This window comes from Bradyrhizobium sp. SZCCHNR3119 (genome assembly GCF_032487775.1).
Classification (GTDB): domain Bacteria; phylum Pseudomonadota; class Alphaproteobacteria; order Rhizobiales; family Xanthobacteraceae; genus Bradyrhizobium.
In genome coordinates this window covers 1,512,501-1,528,720 of the sequence record NZ_JAUEUV010000001.1, presented here as the reverse complement: position 1 = coordinate 1,528,720, position 16,220 = coordinate 1,512,501, and the positions used below count along the sequence as shown (strand labels likewise).

The following is a 16,220-nucleotide window of genomic DNA, read 5'->3' as shown; positions in this document are numbered from 1 at the left end:
ACTGCCTCAAAACAAGCTCGGCTGCTCGACCATAAGCGTATCGCCGACGGCGATGTCACCGGCCTCGATCACTTCGGCATAGATGCCGCATTCATTATTGCTGCGATGGCGGACGATCGCGGGCGGAATGTCGAGGTCGCGCGCGGCGGTGTCGGGGTCGACATTGACGGCTGCGCAGCGGGTGATGGTCTTGACCACCTTCAGCCTGGTCGTGCCTATGCGCAGTGTCGCTCCGACGAGGCCAGCCTCATACCAGGCCGGCCAATCCTTGACGTAGAGATTGGCGCGGAAGCGCAGCGGGTTCACGGCTGCGCCGACCATCGCTTCGATCTCTTTCAGGCTTGCCAGATTGATGATCGAGACCACCTTGCGCGCCACGTCGGAGAAGCTGTGGTCGCCGCCGGACAGGACCTTCGGTGGGCCGCGTAGTTCCTCGGAGAAGTTGGCGGCGAAGAATGCCTCGATCGCGGCGCGTCCTTCCGACGTCTCCAGGTCGCCCTGCGCGACCACCTCGCCACCCCGCTGGATCGTCAGCAGGTTGGTGGCATCGTCGAACCGAGCCTTCAGGGCCGCCAAGCGCTCATTGCGCATCAGCATCAGGTAGAACGTCTTCACCTTCCACGCTGGTTGCGCCGGGTCGAACCCGCTCGGTCCGTTCTCGATGGCGTAGCGGCGGTCGGCGGGCAGGGTTTGGCCGACGCGCAACGGCGCCTGCTGCAGTGGTTCCGGGGTGAGACCTTTGACCGGGTAGCGGTAGAGGCCGGCGATTTCGGCTGGTGGGTTCACAGGCATCAGCCCTGATAAAAGATTCCCCAGCCGTTCGCTAGCGCACACGAATTTGTGAAGCTGCCTCTTCCGAATCCGGACCTCGCTTCCCACATTTCCGTCAAGCCGGCGACGTGCCGGCGACGCGTCCGCTTGCGAGGTTGACGAGCGTCAACGTCGAGGAGCGAAACCCAGTGAAGATGCCGACAACGTGCTTTCGGGGCGTGAGCGGCAGGCTGAGGGAAACCAGTTATGAATATCGAAAAATATACCGAACGTGCTCGGGGCTTCATCCAATCCGCCCAGTCGCTGGCCGTGCGCGATGGGCACCAGCAGTTCTCGCCCCTGCACCTCCTCAAGGTTCTGCTCGACGACACTGAAGGCTTGGCGGCTGGTCTGATCGATCGCGCCGGCGGCAATTCGCGCGCGATCCTCAAGGCGACCGAGGATGGCCTGAACAAGTTGCCGAAAGTGTCGGGCAGTGGCGCCGGGCAGGTGTACCTGTCGCCCGAACTGGCGCGCGCCTTCGACGCGGCCGAGAAAGCGGCCGAGAAGGCCGGCGACAGTTTTGTCACGGTCGAACGGCTCCTGCTCGGGCTGGCGCTGGAGAAGAACAGCGAGGCCGGCACGATCCTGAGCAAGGGCGGGGTGACGGCGCAGAACCTCAATGCTGCGATCGAGACCTTGCGCAAGGGCCGCACCGCCGATTCGGCGACCGCCGAGAACGCCTATGATGCCCTGAAGAAATATGCCCGCGACCTGACCCAGGCCGCGCGCGACGGCAAGCTCGATCCGGTGATCGGCCGTGACGAGGAGATCCGCCGCACCATTCAAGTGCTGTCCCGCCGCACCAAGAACAATCCCGTGCTGATCGGTGAGCCCGGCGTCGGCAAGACCGCGATCGTCGAAGGCCTGGCGCTGCGCATCATCAACGGCGACGTGCCGGAGAGTCTGAAGGACAAGCGGCTGCTGGCGCTTGATCTCGGCGCGCTGATTGCGGGCGCGAAATATCGCGGCGAGTTCGAAGAGCGGCTGAAGGCCGTGCTGCAGGAAGTCACCGCGGCCGAAGGCAGCTTCATCCTGTTCATCGACGAGATGCACACGCTGATCGGCGCCGGCAAGGCCGACGGTGCGATGGACGCGTCGAACCTGCTCAAGCCGGCGCTGGCGCGCGGCGAACTGCACTGCATCGGCGCCACCACGCTCGACGAGTATCAGAAGCACGTCGAGAAGGATGCGGCGCTGGCGCGGCGTTTCCAGCCGATCTTCGTCTCCGAGCCCTCGGTCGAGGATACGATTTCGATCCTGCGCGGCCTGAAGGACAAATACGAGCAGCACCACGGCGTGCGCATCACCGACTCCGCGCTGGTGGCGTCGGCGACGCTGTCGAACCGCTACATCACCGACCGCTTCCTGCCCGACAAGGCCATCGACCTGATGGACGAGGCGGCGGCGCGGCTGAAGATGCAGGTCGACTCCAAGCCGGAGGAGCTGGATTCGATGGATCGTGAGATCATCCGGCTCAAGATCGAGCAGGAAGCGCTGAAGAAGGAAACCGATCCCGGTTCGAAGAGCCGGCTGCTGACGCTGGAGAAGGAACTCGCCGATCTCTCGGAGAAGTCGGCAGGCCTGACCGCGCGCTGGAGCGCGGAAAAGAACAAGCTCTCGAATGCGCAGAAGCTGAAGAGCGAGCTGGATGCCCTGCGCATCGAACTCGCCAATGCGCAGCGCCGTGGCGAATATCAGCGTGCGGGCGAACTCGCCTATGGCAGCATTCCGGAACTCGAGAAGCGGCTTGCGGACATCGAGGCCAAGGAGAATGCCGGCGAGATGATGGAGGAGGCGGTCACCGCCAACCACATCGCGCAGGTGGTCTCGCGCTGGACCGGCGTTCCCGTCGATAAGATGCTGGAAGGCGAGAAGGACAAGCTGCTGCGGATGGAGGAGAGCCTGGCCAAGCGCGTTGTTGGTCAGGCCGAGGCCGTGCATGCGGTGGCAACCGCCGTGCGCCGCTCGCGCGCAGGCCTGCAGGATCCGAACCGGCCGATGGGCTCGTTCATGTTCCTAGGCCCGACCGGAGTCGGCAAGACCGAGCTGACCAAGGCGCTGGCGGAGTATCTCTTCAACGACGAGACTGCGATGGTCCGCCTCGACATGTCCGAGTACATGGAGAAGCATTCGGTGTCGCGGCTGATCGGCGCGCCTCCCGGCTATGTCGGCTATGACGAGGGCGGGGCGCTGACCGAAGCCGTGCGGCGCCGGCCCTATCAGGTCGTGCTGTTCGACGAGATCGAGAAGGCGCATCCTGATGTGTTCAACGTGCTGCTGCAGGTGCTCGACGACGGCCGCCTGACCGATGGCCAGGGCCGCACCGTCGACTTCCGCAACACGCTGATCATCATGACCAGCAATCTCGGCTCCGAGTTCCTGGTCAACCAGCCGGAGGGCGAGGATACATCGGAGGTGCGCGATCTGGTGATGGGTACGGTGCGGGCGCATTTCCGCCCCGAATTCCTGAACCGCGTCGACGAGATCATCCTGTTCCATCGGCTGCAGAAGAGCGAGATGGGGCGGATCGTCGAGATTCAGTTCACTCGGCTGCAGAAGCTGCTGGAGGAGCGCAAGATCGAGCTCACCCTCGACGAGGTGGCGCGCGATTGGCTCGCGGTCAAAGGCTGGGATCCGGCCTATGGTGCGCGTCCCCTGAAGCGCGTGATCCAGCGTTACCTGCAGGATCCGCTCGCCGAGATGATCCTGGCGGGCGACGTGAAGGACGGCGATCACATGACGATCTCGGCCGAAGGCAATGTGCTGACCTTCAACGGCAAGGTGCCGCACACTGCCGAGATCGCAACCTTCGAGGCGCCGATCCCGAAGCGCAAGCTGAACTGATCCGGGCGCGGCGGACGCCGACAGCAGGAGGTCGGTGAACCCGACGCCAGGAAGAGCCCGATACTAACAAGTCTGCGCCCCTTACCGCGTGTCGCGGTGAGGGGCGTTTTCGTTAGAATGATGGGTGCAAATGCGACTGATATGCAAATGAATCACTCGATCAAATCCCCGTGGAAATTTGAATGTGTTCCCCTCATCCGTCGATGCCGCCTCGGATGTGTGTTAGCGACCTGCGCATCGGAACTTCATGCGCATGCCCGGCATGCGCGACGCGGGTCAAAGCGGACGTGCGGATCTTATTTCTGGAAGACAATCGACGCTTGCGCGGGCTGACGACCAACGCGCTGCGCAGCGCCGGCTTTGCCGTCGATCCGTTCGTAACGCTGGGCGACGCCGAGGTCGCATTGCGGACGACCGATTACGACTGCATCGTGCTCGATCTCGGCCTGCCCGATGGCGATGGCATGGATCTGCTCGATTCGCTCCGGCGTCGTGGCGCCTCGACGCCAATCCTGCTGCTGACCGCTCGGGATGACGCGTCGTCCGTCATCAGCGGCCTCAATGGCGGTGCTGACGACTACCTGCGCAAACCGTTCAACCCGGACGAACTGATCGCGCGGGTCCGCGCACTGCTGCGGCGGCCAGGCACGACGTTCCAGAGCGTCCTTCACGACGGCAACATTGCGCTGGACCCGGGCGAACGCCGGGCCAAGGTGAACGGTATCGTGGTGGATCTCACCCGCCGCGAGGTCGGCGCGCTGGAGCTCCTGATGCGCTGTCGCCCCCGTGTCGTGCCGAAATCCTCGCTGGAGGAGGCGCTCTATGGTTATGGCGAAGAGGTCAGCTCCAACGCCATCGAGGTGCTTATGCATCGTCTGCGCAAGAAGCTCGCGGAGGCCGGCGCGGAGCGGGAGATCTTCACCCTGCGCGGCATCGGCTATCTTCTCTCCGAGCGACGACCTTGAGACATTTGCACCAGGGCCTGTTCGGCCGTCTCGTGCTTGGCCTCGTATTGGTGAGCCTGTGTGCCGTCGGCGTGGCGACGCTATTCCTCTATACGCGCTTCCACGGCCCGCACTCGCTCTTCTATGAAGGCACGCTGCAAGGCTTCGCTGCGGACATCCTCAAGGACGTCACGGATGGCGATGGCAAGCTGAGGGCGCAGGTCAGCGAGGAAACGAGACGCCGGATTGCGGAGGCGGGTGGCCGGTTCATCCTGCTCGATATCGACGGCCAGAAGCTTGCCGGTTCGCCGGAGGTGACCGACCCATTCATTGCCTTCGATCCGACGTCCTTGTCGTACTTCTATTTCCGCCTGCCTGCGAGCGGTACGCAGCCCGAATTGTTTGGCCTCACCGGACGCATTCCGAACATCTCGTCATTCGCCGCCCTGCAGATCGTCTTTCCCTCTGGCGACATCATCTTCGAATCCGTCCTGCACGAATTCATGAAGAAGATCGCCTGGCTCTGGATTCCGTTTCTGGGGCTGTTCCTGCTGACGAACATCGTCGTCGCGCGCCTCGCGTTGCGCCCGCTGGCCCAGGCGGTGGAGCAGGCGAGGGCGATCCAGCCGGGTGGTGTGGCGGTGCTTCTCAGCGAGAAGGGCCTGCCGCACGATCTTCTGGCGCTGGTGCGGACGGTCAACGAGGCGTTCATCCGGCTGCGGCAGGCCTATCAGTTGCAGGAGGAGTTCGTCGCCGACGTGGCGCACGAATTGCGGACCCCGCTCTCGGTCATGAAGGCGCAGCTCGCGGCGCTTGACGTGCCCCAGGCCCGGCTGCTGGAGACCGATTTGGGCGGCATGGAGCGCCTGGTCGAGCAGATGCTCGACCGCGCCCGGCTCGGCCGCTTCCGTATCGAGCCTGGCGACGTGGTCGATCTGCGCGACGTGGCGCGCGAGACGGCGGCCTTTCTCGCCCCTCAGATCGTCGCCCGCGGCCGTCTGATCGAAGTTGTTGCCGGCGATCAGCCCGTGATCGTGTCCGGGGGGCGCGACGACATCTTCCGCGCTGTCCGCAATCTCATTGAGAACGCGCTGGAGCATTCGCCGGCGAACGGCACGATCTCGGTCGAGATTACAAATGTGCCGGCAATCGCCGTCCGCGATTGCGGGCCGGGATTTCCGGCGCAGGTGCTGGACGCCGAATGGCGTAGAAGCGGGCTCGTGCGCAGCGACCGGCGCGACGGTGCGGGCCTGGGCCTATCGATCGTCGAGCGGACCATGCTCGCCCATGGCGGTGAACTCAATCTGTCGAACGCACCGGGCGGTGGATGCGCCGAGATGCGATTTCCCCCAGCGAAGAAGCTGATTGCTCACGTGAGCTGACGGGTCGTCAGGCCGAAGCAATCGCAACCAGACCCCATGCTCCGAATGGAAGGCGGTGCCGCTCGATCCGGATCCTGTCTGCCGCGAAGCCTCCGGCCCGGAGCAACTGCTGGAGGCTGAACGCATCATAGGTCTTGTGCGTCTGCGGTCCCGCGAACGGCCAGTGGGCCATGGTCGCGCGATCGGTCACATAGAGAACGGCCCGGCCGCCTGGCGCGAGCACGCGACGGATTTCGGACGCGGCATCACCACGCGAATCGAAGAAGTAGGCCACGTTGACGGCGAGCACGCGGTCGAAGCTGGCCGCCGCCCAGGGCAGGTCGCTGGCCTCGCCAATGCCAAGGGCGACGCGTCCCTCGGCGATGGCTTTTCGGTTGCGCCGCGACGCTTGCGCAAGCATCGCCGACGCCGCGTCGAGGCCGATGATGCGGCCGGCAGATACTTGCACTGCGAGGGCGGCAATGCCCTCGCCGGGGCCGAAGCCGATCTCAAGGACCCGGTCGGATCGCTGGGGAGCCAGGGCTTCGAGCGCCAAGCGGTATGGCGCCCGGTTGATCTGGGCCATCAAGCGGCCGACCAGAAGCCCGGTGAGGCCCTTGGGGCGGGCGAGCTGACGGCCGAAGCGATGCCACAGTCCGCCGCCGCTCCGGCTCGCATTCTCTGCTGCGGTCATTGCTTGGCCCTGATGTCATCGAGCTTCTCCTTGATGACGATCCGGCGGTTCTTGTCCCAGAGCGGCCGGTCGGGATGCGCTGGAATCGAGAGAGCGTGCATGAAAGCGTCGCGCGCCCGCGCATATTCGCCCCGCGACACCAGGAAGTCGCCATAGAAATACCAGGCATCGAGCCCGTTCGGTGCCGAAGCGGTCGCCTGCTCCAGAAGGGTGCGCGCCTTGCTGTTGTCGCCGAAGCCGACCGGAAAACCGGGTACGCGGTAGTACAGCACGCCGAGGCTCGTCGGTGCGCCGCCATCGAGCGCGGTTGGGCTCATCTTGTACGCCTTCTCCAGCGTATCGCGAGCCCGGTTGGCGAGCGACAGTGCCGAGAAGGCGCTGTACATGGAGGCTCGTTCGCTGGTGACGATACCGTCCCAGATCTGCGCTTCGACGCGGTCGGGATATTTTGCCGCCAGCGCGTCGACCTCCGACCCGAGCGCGTCCATCTGGCGCGTCTGCTCGTCGCCTTCCGGCACGGTGAACTTGATGGTTTCCCATCGCGTCTGGATCTGCCGGATCGATGTCATCAATGGATCCTCGGCTGCGTGGGCAGGCGCCGCGGTGATCGACGTGGCGAGCATGATCCAATAAGCGAGGTTGTGCAGTCGGGCACGCATGAGTTGGCCTTCTCGTAGTTGTTCAGGAGATTAGACGGCGGAGCGCGCCGTGGTGCGGGCAAGGGCGCGGTCGATGAGCCGAGGGGCAAGGCGCTGGATCAGCACGAACAGGCGCTCAGCCCCGCGCGGATAGATGTCGTCCCGCCCGGCTTCCACGCCGCGCCAGATCGCGGCTGCGACGCGGGCCGGGTCGTCGAGCTGCATGCCGTTCGCGGTGATCAGGTCCTGGAAGGCGGCGGCCGCGTCCGTCTGCGTCGCACGGGGAGCCGCATAGGTCACACCGATGCCGAGCTGGCGCCATTCGCGGCGCAGGGCGCTGGAAAAGCCGCGCAGTGCGAATTTCGACGCCGAGTAGGCGGCGAACCCGGGATAGGCGATATCGCCGAACATCGATCCGACATTCACCACGCGTGACGGTCGGGCCCTTGCCAACAGCCCCGCGAGATCGCGCGTCAGTGCCATCGGCGCAATGACGTTGGTGCGGAACGTCTGCTCCATGGCATGGTCGTCGAGATGAGTGACGGCTCCGCCAGCCACGATCCCGGCATTATTGACCAGCACGTCGAGGTGACCCCAGGCGCTGCTCAACCGCGTCACGATCCGCGCCCGGTGCGCCGGCACGGTGAGGTCCGCTTCGATCACCAGCGGGTCGCAGCTGCTCACCAATGAGGTTGCGGTCTCCTTCAGGGCCTCGTAGCGGCGGCCGCACAAGGCGAGCTTCATGCCGCGCCGTGCCGCCTCGACGGCGAGAGCCCGGCCGATGCCGGACCCGCCCCCTGTGATCAGGACGCATTTGCCGTCAAGCTGCATGGCTGAGTTCCGGACGGGCGCCAAGATCACGGAAGATGTCGCCATAGAGGCGATAGAACATCTTCGAATGATCGATGATGATGGCCTGCGCGATCGGATCCTCGATGCGGTCGACGACTTTTCGGAAGAAAGCCACGTGCTCCTGATCGAGACTGCCGTGCGAGGTCAGATAGGAGAAGCCGGCACCGCCGCCCTCCACCGCGAAGCTTTGCCGCAGCGTCGCGGCGAGCTGATCGGCGAGCAGCACCGAGATTCCTTCGAGAACGTGGACGCTGCCGAGCATCGCATAAGGGCTCACATGCTCGATGGCGTGATAGGCAAAGGCGACCATCACGCGACAGGCCGCGCCCGGCTGGCCGTTGTGCACAGCCTCGGCGTCGCCGCCCATCGCTTTGATGTCGTCGAGGATCCATTTCTCGTGGCCGCGCTCCTCTTCCATGTATTCGACGAGCGCGTCCTGATAGCGTTCGTCGGTGGTCCGCGAAGCCGCGAGCGCGAGCAGCGGGAAGGTGTGCTTCACGTGATGATAGGCTTCCGCGAGGAAGGCGACATAGAGGCTCTTGGGCGCACCGTAGCGTGGTGCGTTCTGGATGAGGGGGATAGCGAGGAACTGCTCACGTGCGGCGGCAGTTGCGCTGGTCAGACGCTCATGAAAGCTCATGGTTCGGTCCTTTCTTCTGAGCTGAGGGGGGAGGGGGTGGACAGGGTGGCCAGAAGGTCGCGCGCGACGCGCCGCCGGATCCGGCCGTTGTCGGTGAGGAGCCCGGCATCCTTTGCGTCAGCGAGGCTGATCACCTCGACGCGTAGCGGTCGCGCATAGGCGGGCAGTGCGGCACAGAGGCCGGCGATGCGTGCCTGGACGACGTCCGTGCCGGCCGACGCAAACCATCCCGCCGCCTGGGGTGTGGCAACGATGAGCGCGGCGAGACCGGCTTCGGCCGCTGCAACGGCACAGAAGGCGATGCTCGGGTCCTGGAGCAGCGTGGTTTCGACCCATTCAGGACTGATGTTGCGTCCGAGCGCGGTGACGATGAGATTGTCGCGCCGACCGAAAATGGTCAGCCGCCCCTGATCGTCCAGGGCGCCGAGATCGCCGGTCGGCCAGGGCCGCGGCGACGGGCCGCCGCTCAGATAGCCATCGGTCACGCAGGGACCGTCGACATGGACTTCGCCGTCATGGATCGCGACCGAGAGCCCGGGGAGCGGTTGTCCGACGGTGCCGCCGACGCGCTGGCCGGGTCGGTTCAGGGCCACCACCGAGCAGCATTCCGAAAGCCCATATCCTTCGTGGACGGGAATCCCGAACTGCCAAGCGGCCTCCGCCACCGCGACCGGCACTGCGGCGCCGCCAACGGCGACGAAGCGCAGGCTGTCTGGTGCACGGCGCCTGAGAGCTGCGAGCTCGGCGACCCAAAGTCGCAGCAGCTCCGGAACCAGCACGCCCGTGGTCGGGCGGTGCTGCGCGAACGACTCGGCAATGCCGGACGGAGCGCCGCGTCCAATCGCCTCGGCGACCGCGGTGTCGAAGTGCACGCGCCCGCCGACCAGTGCAGGAACGAAGATGGCGCAGATGGTCTCGAGCAGAAGCGATAGCGGCAGCAGGGACAGATACGAATCGGATTCGGTTGCATCGATCGCTCGGGCAAGTGCGGCTGCGGACCAGCCGATCTGGCCGCTCTCGTGCCGGACCCCCTTCGGCTGGCCGGAGCTTCCCGACGTGTAGATGATGGCGCCGAAGCCGGGCTCGAAGGCGGGAATAGCTGCCTCAGCGCCGTTCGAGGTGGCCTGCATTCGCGGCAGCCCTGCAGGCAAGGCATCGGTGTCGGTTGCCCCGGTGAGGACCAAGTCGATCCCTGCGTCACGCACGATGTGCTCGAGCTGCTGGGGGCTGAAGAAGGTCGGCAGCGGCACGGTGATTCGGCCGGCCGCAACGCAGGCCAGCTGCGCGATGGCCTGATCGCAGCTATTCGGCATCAGAAGTCCAACGGTGCGCGCTGCCTTCGGGAGGCGGGCGGCGAGCCGCGCCGCCTCACTCAGCAGGTTGGACCGCGTCAGCATCCTCTCGGAATCGCTGCACGCGATTCGTGCTGGATCACGCCCTGCATGGGCCACGACCGTCTCAAAAAAGGTGCGCATGGTGAGCCTCCGCAGCGCTGGATGCACGGGTGCGGAGCAGGCCGTCATCGTATACGCCGTAGACCTTCGGCTCGGTCTCGTAATAGCGGCCCCATGCCGACGGATCGGCCACGCGATCCGAGGTGGCGTCGGCCAGGTAGATCGGTGCGAGGTGAAGCCGCGTGAGCAGCAGGTTGAGGCGGCGCGTCAGCGTGAAGAACGACCATGAGAGGCCGCGCTCCGTTCCGAACGTGATGATGTCGTTGATGAAGGCAGCGATCTCGCGCGGCGAGCGACTGGCCAGCGTCGTGACCTCGTAGATGTCGCCGCGATTGACGCTGCACCCGGCGGCGCGCGACAGGGCCGTCTCGACCGGATCGGAGAGATATCGCTCGGAGAAGAAACCTTCCTCGGCGAGCCGAAGGCCGGCCACGCATGAGATCTGTCCGCCGGGCCCGAACCGGCAGATCAACCGGTTGGCGAAATCGGTGACCTTGGCACCGTACTCGCGACGGTAGACGTCCCGGACGAACGCTTCTGCCTCGGACCGCTGAGGATCGCAGCGCTCGACGACATGCACGGTTTCCATTTCCGCTCGCTCTTCATTGAAGATGGCGCGGAACAGACAAAGCTCAGCTTTCGTCAGACTTACGTGATCGGGGAAAGATCGCGGAAATTGTTTGGCGAATTTGCGGCGGCCTGGAGTGGAGGAAGTATGCAGGTCGCCGACGAGGGAGGCGATGAATGCCCGGCTCGACCGCGTTACGGTTGGTATTTCGGCCTCATCAGCCGCCTATCCCGCGTGCTGTCGACCGGATGGCCAGTGATTGCGGCTGAGCCCCGGCACCCACCGGTGCGGAAGGGCAATGGACGCTACCTGTTGCTCACCTGCTGCATCTGCAATGGGCCGGCATCCGAGAGGCGGGAGCCACCGTTGCGGCCGGCCATCATCTGGTCGACGCGGTCGCGCTCCTTCTCGAAATTCGCCATCAGCGTTCCTTCGAGCGAACGGCCGCGCGGCAGCTTCACCCGCATCGGGTCGACGAAGCGGCCGTTGACCAGGATCTCGTAGTGCACGTGCGGGCCGGTCGACATGCCGGTGGATCCGACGAAGCCGATTACCTGGCCCTGGCGCACCCGCTTGCCCTGCTCCATGCCCTTGGCGAAGGCCGACATGTGGCCATAGGCGGTCTCATAGCCGTTGTTGTGCTTGATGCGGATATATTTGCCGTAGCCGCCCTCGAGGCCGGCCGTCTCGATCACGCCGTTGCCGGCGGCGAAGATCGGCGTGCCGTAGGCGGTGGCCCAGTCGACGCCGGTGTGCATCTTCACATAGCCGAGGATCGGATGGCGGCGGCCGCCGAAGCCGGAGCGCATGATGGCGTTGTTGACCGGCTTGCGCACCAGGAACTTCTTCGCGCTCTTGCCGGTCTCGTCATAGTAGTCGACCACGCCGTCGTCAGGGGTGATGAACTTGTAATACTTCTTGGTCTCGCCCCCGACGGTGAGGGAGGCGAAGAGCACGTCGCCTTTGTCAGGGGTCTTTTCGTCGTCGTCGCCGGAATAGAACACGTCGAAGGAATCGCCGGGCTGGACCTTGCGCTGGAAGTCGACGTCGTAGGAGTAGATTCGGATCATCTCGTCGATGACCGGGTTCGGCACCTTGTTGCGCAACGCGGTCTCATAAATGCTCTGATAGAGCCGGACGCCCGAGCCGTCGTCCTCCTCGTCATTGGTGCTCTCGGCCGTATCGGTCACCGTGTTCATGCTCTGCACGTCCACGGCGACATATTTGCCGAGGTCGGACAGCGCAGCCACGGCCTCGACCACCGTATCGTTAGCGACGATCACGCGGAACGGCTGCAGCCGGGCGCCAGGCGCGGGACTGGAGGGACCCATCAGGATCCGCACCTTCTCGCCTTCCTTCAAACCGCCGTCGCGGCCACGCGGCCCCAGTGTCGCGGCGATGGTTTTCGCCTCGTCGGGCGTCGCTCCCTGGTCGCGCAGGATCGATGTGACCGTGTCGCCCTTCTTGACCAGATGGATGCGCTCGCCGATCGGATTACCGCCGGTGATCTGCTCCTTGGTCTTCGGCAGCAGGGTGACGTTTTCCGGCACGATGCGGGTCTCGAAGCCGGCATAGGGGTCGGGAACGCTGCCGTCGCTGGCATAGGCCAATTTCAGGTCACCCTGGGCGCCGGTCGCATCCGCCGCCGCATTGGCGAGGGCGGCGTAGCGGACGCCGCCGCCATTGCCGCGCCAATTGGCGGTGTCGCGGACGCGCATCATGATTTCATCGAGCGGCACGACGGCGGCGATCTTGGCCTTCGGCAGGACGGCGGCAAGATCCTTGGTCACGAAGGAGACCTCGGCGTCGGGCTCGACCGCTTCCGGATTGTTCGGATCCGCAGCGGTTCCGTTCGCGTTCGAATCGGCATCGCTCAACAGGCGCTGGGCGTTGAAGGGCGGGATCTTGGCCGACAGATCGCTGGTCGCCATCGCGAGGTTGCCGGAGACGCGCACGAACGGCCGAACCTTGACGACGTCGCGGGCGCCGACCCGGGTCACCGTCGAGACGCGGACCACGCTGCGGGCTGCGGCGGCCTCGCTCGGCGGCGGCAGCCGGTCGCTCTTGCGCAGCGTCGTAACCCGGTCGCCGCCGCCAAAGGCGCCCCGCAAGGCGGTTTCGACCCGTTCCGGCATGCGCGCGAACGTCAGCTCACCATCAAGGGAGGCGAAAACGGCGCCGCCGATCAGGGCCGCGCCGCAAAGCCCGGTCAGGATCGTGCCTGAAAACCATTGGACGGAAACCCGGCGGCGATCGATCACCGCTGCTTCGGAGCCGTCGACCGACAGCGGCGGTTCATGACCGAGATCGATCATGCCGATCTCGCGCCCATGCCCCCCGCGTGACGTCCGATGGTTCAACCGCTCGTCCCCCAAATTCACCGCCCGACACCGAACATCCCAAGCTGAGCCTCGTCAGCTGCAGCGGCCGGCCTCCGCACCGTTCAACAGAAACGGCTCAAGATGATGGCATGCTGCAGGTGGTCCGGGATTCTGGCGCTTCAGAAGCCGGAAACACGAACCATGAGGCTTGTTCAGGATCTCTCGATGTTGTCTCGGCCGTCAGGATCAGGCGAAGGGCTCGCCATTTCCTTGAGATAGACCACCGGCAGTCCCCGCTGGCGCCGGTGAATCAAGTACATATTAACAAATCGTCGCAGGATTGTGGCCCAAGTGCGGCGCCGCGCCGGGAGACCACGGCAAAACGACACGGCGTCGGGCGGCCTGAAGAAAAATGATTCGATGCGACGATTTGTTGACATTGGTCGTTGACACCCGGATCGGACCCCCCTATAAGCACGACCACTGAGCGCGGCGCTGCTTCGGAACTGACCGGGGCAAGCACTCGCGCCCGTTCTGCTCCTCACTTTTGATGAGTGGTGCACAACCGGTAGAACCCGGTTGCCCATCGTCGTCGAATAAGGTTGAGCGACCCTCCTTCGCGGAGGTGGAACTTCGGTTCCAGGCTGTTTGACAAGTGAAGATGAAGAAAGAGAAACGTGGACGGCGGAGTCCTTGCGGGTCTTGGGGTTGAGAGCTTCGGCTTTTGGTTCTGAGATCGGACGAGAAGACTTCGGCGGACAATGTTTCAAAGGTAACACCATGATCATTTGCGCTGTGAAGCGTGGGTGATTGATAGGTGGGACCTCGTCAAACGTTGTGATCAGCCGGTTCAAAGCTTCAAGTTCAACTTGAGAGTTTGATCCTGGCTCAGAGCGAACGCTGGCGGCAGGCTTAACACATGCAAGTCGAGCGGGCGTAGCAATACGTCAGCGGCAGACGGGTGAGTAACGCGTGGGAACGTACCTTTTGGTTCGGAACAACACAGGGAAACTTGTGCTAATACCGGATAAGCCCTTACGGGGAAAGATTTATCGCCGAAAGATCGGCCCGCGTCTGATTAGCTAGTTGGTGGGGTAAAGGCCCACCAAGGCGACGATCAGTAGCTGGTCTGAGAGGATGATCAGCCACATTGGGACTGAGACACGGCCCAAACTCCTACGGGAGGCAGCAGTGGGGAATATTGGACAATGGGCGCAAGCCTGATCCAGCCATGCCGCGTGAGTGATGAAGGCCCTAGGGTTGTAAAGCTCTTTTGTGCGGGAAGATAATGACGGTACCGCAAGAATAAGCCCCGGCTAACTTCGTGCCAGCAGCCGCGGTAATACGAAGGGGGCTAGCGTTGCTCGGAATCACTGGGCGTAAAGGGTGCGTAGGCGGGTCTTTAAGTCAGGGGTGAAATCCTGGAGCTCAACTCCAGAACTGCCTTTGATACTGAAGATCTTGAGTTCGGGAGAGGTGAGTGGAACTGCGAGTGTAGAGGTGAAATTCGTAGATATTCGCAAGAACACCAGTGGCGAAGGCGGCTCACTGGCCCGATACTGACGCTGAGGCACGAAAGCGTGGGGAGCAAACAGGATTAGATACCCTGGTAGTCCACGCCGTAAACGATGAATGCCAGCCGTTGGTGGGTTTACTCACCAGTGGCGCAGCTAACGCTTTAAGCATTCCGCCTGGGGAGTACGGTCGCAAGATTAAAACTCAAAGGAATTGACGGGGGCCCGCACAAGCGGTGGAGCATGTGGTTTAATTCGACGCAACGCGCAGAACCTTACCAGCCCTTGACATGTCTGGGACCGGTCGCAGAGATGTGACCTTCTCTTCGGAGCCCGGAACACAGGTGCTGCATGGCTGTCGTCAGCTCGTGTCGTGAGATGTTGGGTTAAGTCCCGCAACGAGCGCAACCCCCGTCCTTAGTTGCTACCATTTAGTTGAGCACTCTAAGGAGACTGCCGGTGATAAGCCGCGAGGAAGGTGGGGATGACGTCAAGTCCTCATGGCCCTTACGGGCTGGGCTACACACGTGCTACAATGGCGGTGACAGTGGGAAGCTAAGGGGCAACCCTTCGCAAATCTCAAAAAGCCGTCTCAGTTCGGATTGGGCTCTGCAACTCGAGCCCATGAAGTTGGAATCGCTAGTAATCGTGGATCAGCACGCCACGGTGAATACGTTCCCGGGCCTTGTACACACCGCCCGTCACACCATGGGAGTTGGCTTTACCTGAAGGCGGTGCGCTAACCAGCAATGGAGGCAGCCGACCACGGTAGGGTCAGCGACTGGGGTGAAGTCGTAACAAGGTAGCCGTAGGGGAACCTGCGGCTGGATCACCTCCTTTCTAAGGATGATCCTTCAGTGAACATCACGTTCACTATCGGATCGTTTTAGAAACATTCAGGGGCCATCACGATCGCCAGATCCTGATGAGCTCCATTGGCGGGATTTCGCCGTCTTCGTTTCTCTTTCTTCGCGGACGAACACGCGCCAGGGGCTGAGCGCAACGATCGGGCGCGACAGCGTCGTGGATCGCGGCACCGCAAGCCTCGTTAAGCGTTAAGGGCTTGTAGCTCAGTTGGTTAGAGCGCGCGCTTGATAAGCGTGAGGTCGGAAGTTCAAGTCTTCCCAGGCCCACCACTTTTCTGGCGCAGCATGGCATTCGTCTTCTGGTTACGGGGCCATAGCTCAGCTGGGAGAGCGCGTGCTTTGCAAGCATGAGGTCGTCGGTTCGATCCCGTCTGGCTCCACCAGATGGTTTGATTGCCGGTCGGCAGCTTGAGAGAGCGCAGGTTCGACATCGTCCGCGAGACACCAATTCGCATCTCATTGTCCTCACCAGGACTTGAGGCTGCGTGTTATCTGACATCGTGAAGAGGAGATCGATCCGAGTTGGGATCGTGCAGGCTGAGGGCATTCACTCGAGCAATCGAGCGGGAGCTTTCGGCATTAAACTGTGCGTGACCTTCACTATCTCCGGGCCGTTTCGGCGCAAGACGGAAGCTGTGAAGCTTTCGTGTTGTTGTAAACGGCTCTGTTAGCGAAGCTTGACCGCCTCGCTATCGGTTCGATCTTAAGAAG

General features: G+C 63.5%; 11 protein-coding genes, 2 tRNA genes and 1 rRNA gene. 6 read left to right on the top strand and 8 right to left on the bottom strand.

All coding sequences use genetic code 11. The annotated features are described in order from the left end of the window. Positions 1-6: 6 nt before the first annotated feature. Positions 7-792 carry an MOSC domain-containing protein gene (locus QX034_RS07320; RefSeq protein ID WP_315743802.1) on the bottom strand — a complete coding sequence of 262 codons (786 nt, stop codon included), beginning with the start codon at positions 790-792 and terminating at the stop codon, positions 7-9. Between the two features lie 225 nt (positions 793-1,017). Between QX034_RS07320 and clpB the strand changes: the two genes are divergently transcribed. The 3 genes from clpB to QX034_RS07305 all read left to right on the top strand — a co-directional run bounded on the left by clpB (position 1,018) and on the right by QX034_RS07305 (position 5,983). Next, positions 1,018-3,657, top strand: a complete 2,640-nt coding sequence (gene clpB, locus QX034_RS07315; protein ID WP_315743800.1) for an ATP-dependent chaperone ClpB — start codon at positions 1,018-1,020, stop codon at positions 3,655-3,657. 287 nt (positions 3,658-3,944) lie between these two features. Beyond that, positions 3,945-4,622 (top strand): response regulator transcription factor, encoded by a 678-nt coding sequence (locus QX034_RS07310; protein ID WP_315706398.1) that lies wholly within the window; start codon positions 3,945-3,947, stop codon positions 4,620-4,622. Further along, positions 4,619-5,983: a HAMP domain-containing sensor histidine kinase gene (locus QX034_RS07305; RefSeq protein WP_315706397.1), complete on the top strand. Its 1,365-nt coding sequence runs from the start codon at positions 4,619-4,621 to the stop codon at positions 5,981-5,983. Before QX034_RS07310 ends, QX034_RS07305 begins: the two co-directional genes overlap by 4 nt. Positions 5,984-5,990: 7 nt before the next feature. Here the strand turns inward: QX034_RS07305 and QX034_RS07300 are convergent, their stop codons facing one another. The 7 genes from QX034_RS07300 to QX034_RS07270 form a co-directional block, all read right to left on the bottom strand. Continuing rightward, positions 5,991-6,548, bottom strand: a complete 558-nt coding sequence (locus QX034_RS07300) for a methyltransferase domain-containing protein (RefSeq protein ID WP_315706396.1) — start codon at positions 6,546-6,548, stop codon at positions 5,991-5,993. Positions 6,549-6,652: 104 nt separating this feature from the next. Continuing rightward, positions 6,653-7,315, bottom strand: coding sequence for a tetratricopeptide repeat protein (locus tag QX034_RS07295; protein WP_315706395.1), 663 nt, complete (start codon positions 7,313-7,315; stop codon positions 6,653-6,655). Positions 7,316-7,345: 30 nt separating this feature from the next. Beyond that, positions 7,346-8,125, bottom strand: a complete 780-nt coding sequence (locus QX034_RS07290) for an SDR family NAD(P)-dependent oxidoreductase (protein ID WP_315706394.1) — start codon at positions 8,123-8,125, stop codon at positions 7,346-7,348. After that, a complete protein-coding gene (locus tag QX034_RS07285) occupies positions 8,115-8,786 on the bottom strand; it encodes an iron-containing redox enzyme family protein (RefSeq protein ID WP_315706393.1) in 672 nt (223 codons plus the stop codon). Before QX034_RS07285 ends, QX034_RS07290 begins: the two co-directional genes overlap by 11 nt. Continuing rightward, positions 8,783-10,261, bottom strand: coding sequence for an AMP-binding protein (locus tag QX034_RS07280; RefSeq protein WP_315706392.1), 1,479 nt, complete (start codon positions 10,259-10,261; stop codon positions 8,783-8,785). Before QX034_RS07280 ends, QX034_RS07285 begins: the two co-directional genes overlap by 4 nt. Continuing rightward, on the bottom strand, positions 10,245-10,829 hold the full coding sequence (locus tag QX034_RS07275) for a thermostable hemolysin (RefSeq protein WP_315706391.1): 585 nt from the start codon (positions 10,827-10,829) through the stop codon (positions 10,245-10,247). Before QX034_RS07275 ends, QX034_RS07280 begins: the two co-directional genes overlap by 17 nt. 284 nt (positions 10,830-11,113) lie before the next feature. Continuing rightward, a complete protein-coding gene (locus QX034_RS07270; protein ID WP_315706390.1) occupies positions 11,114-13,123 on the bottom strand; it encodes a M23 family metallopeptidase in 2,010 nt (669 codons plus the stop codon). A gap of 871 nt (positions 13,124-13,994) precedes the next feature. On the opposite strand from QX034_RS07270, the gene QX034_RS07265 reads away from it, so the two are divergent. The 3 genes from QX034_RS07265 to QX034_RS07255 all read left to right on the top strand — a co-directional run bounded on the left by QX034_RS07265 (position 13,995) and on the right by QX034_RS07255 (position 15,892). Continuing rightward, positions 13,995-15,483 (top strand): 16S ribosomal RNA (locus tag QX034_RS07265). Positions 15,484-15,702: 219 nt separating this feature from the next. Continuing rightward, a tRNA-Ile gene (locus QX034_RS07260) sits at positions 15,703-15,779 on the top strand. A 37-nt stretch (positions 15,780-15,816) separates the two neighbouring features. Further along, a tRNA-Ala gene (locus QX034_RS07255) sits at positions 15,817-15,892 on the top strand. The last annotated feature ends 328 nt before the right edge of the window (positions 15,893-16,220 follow it).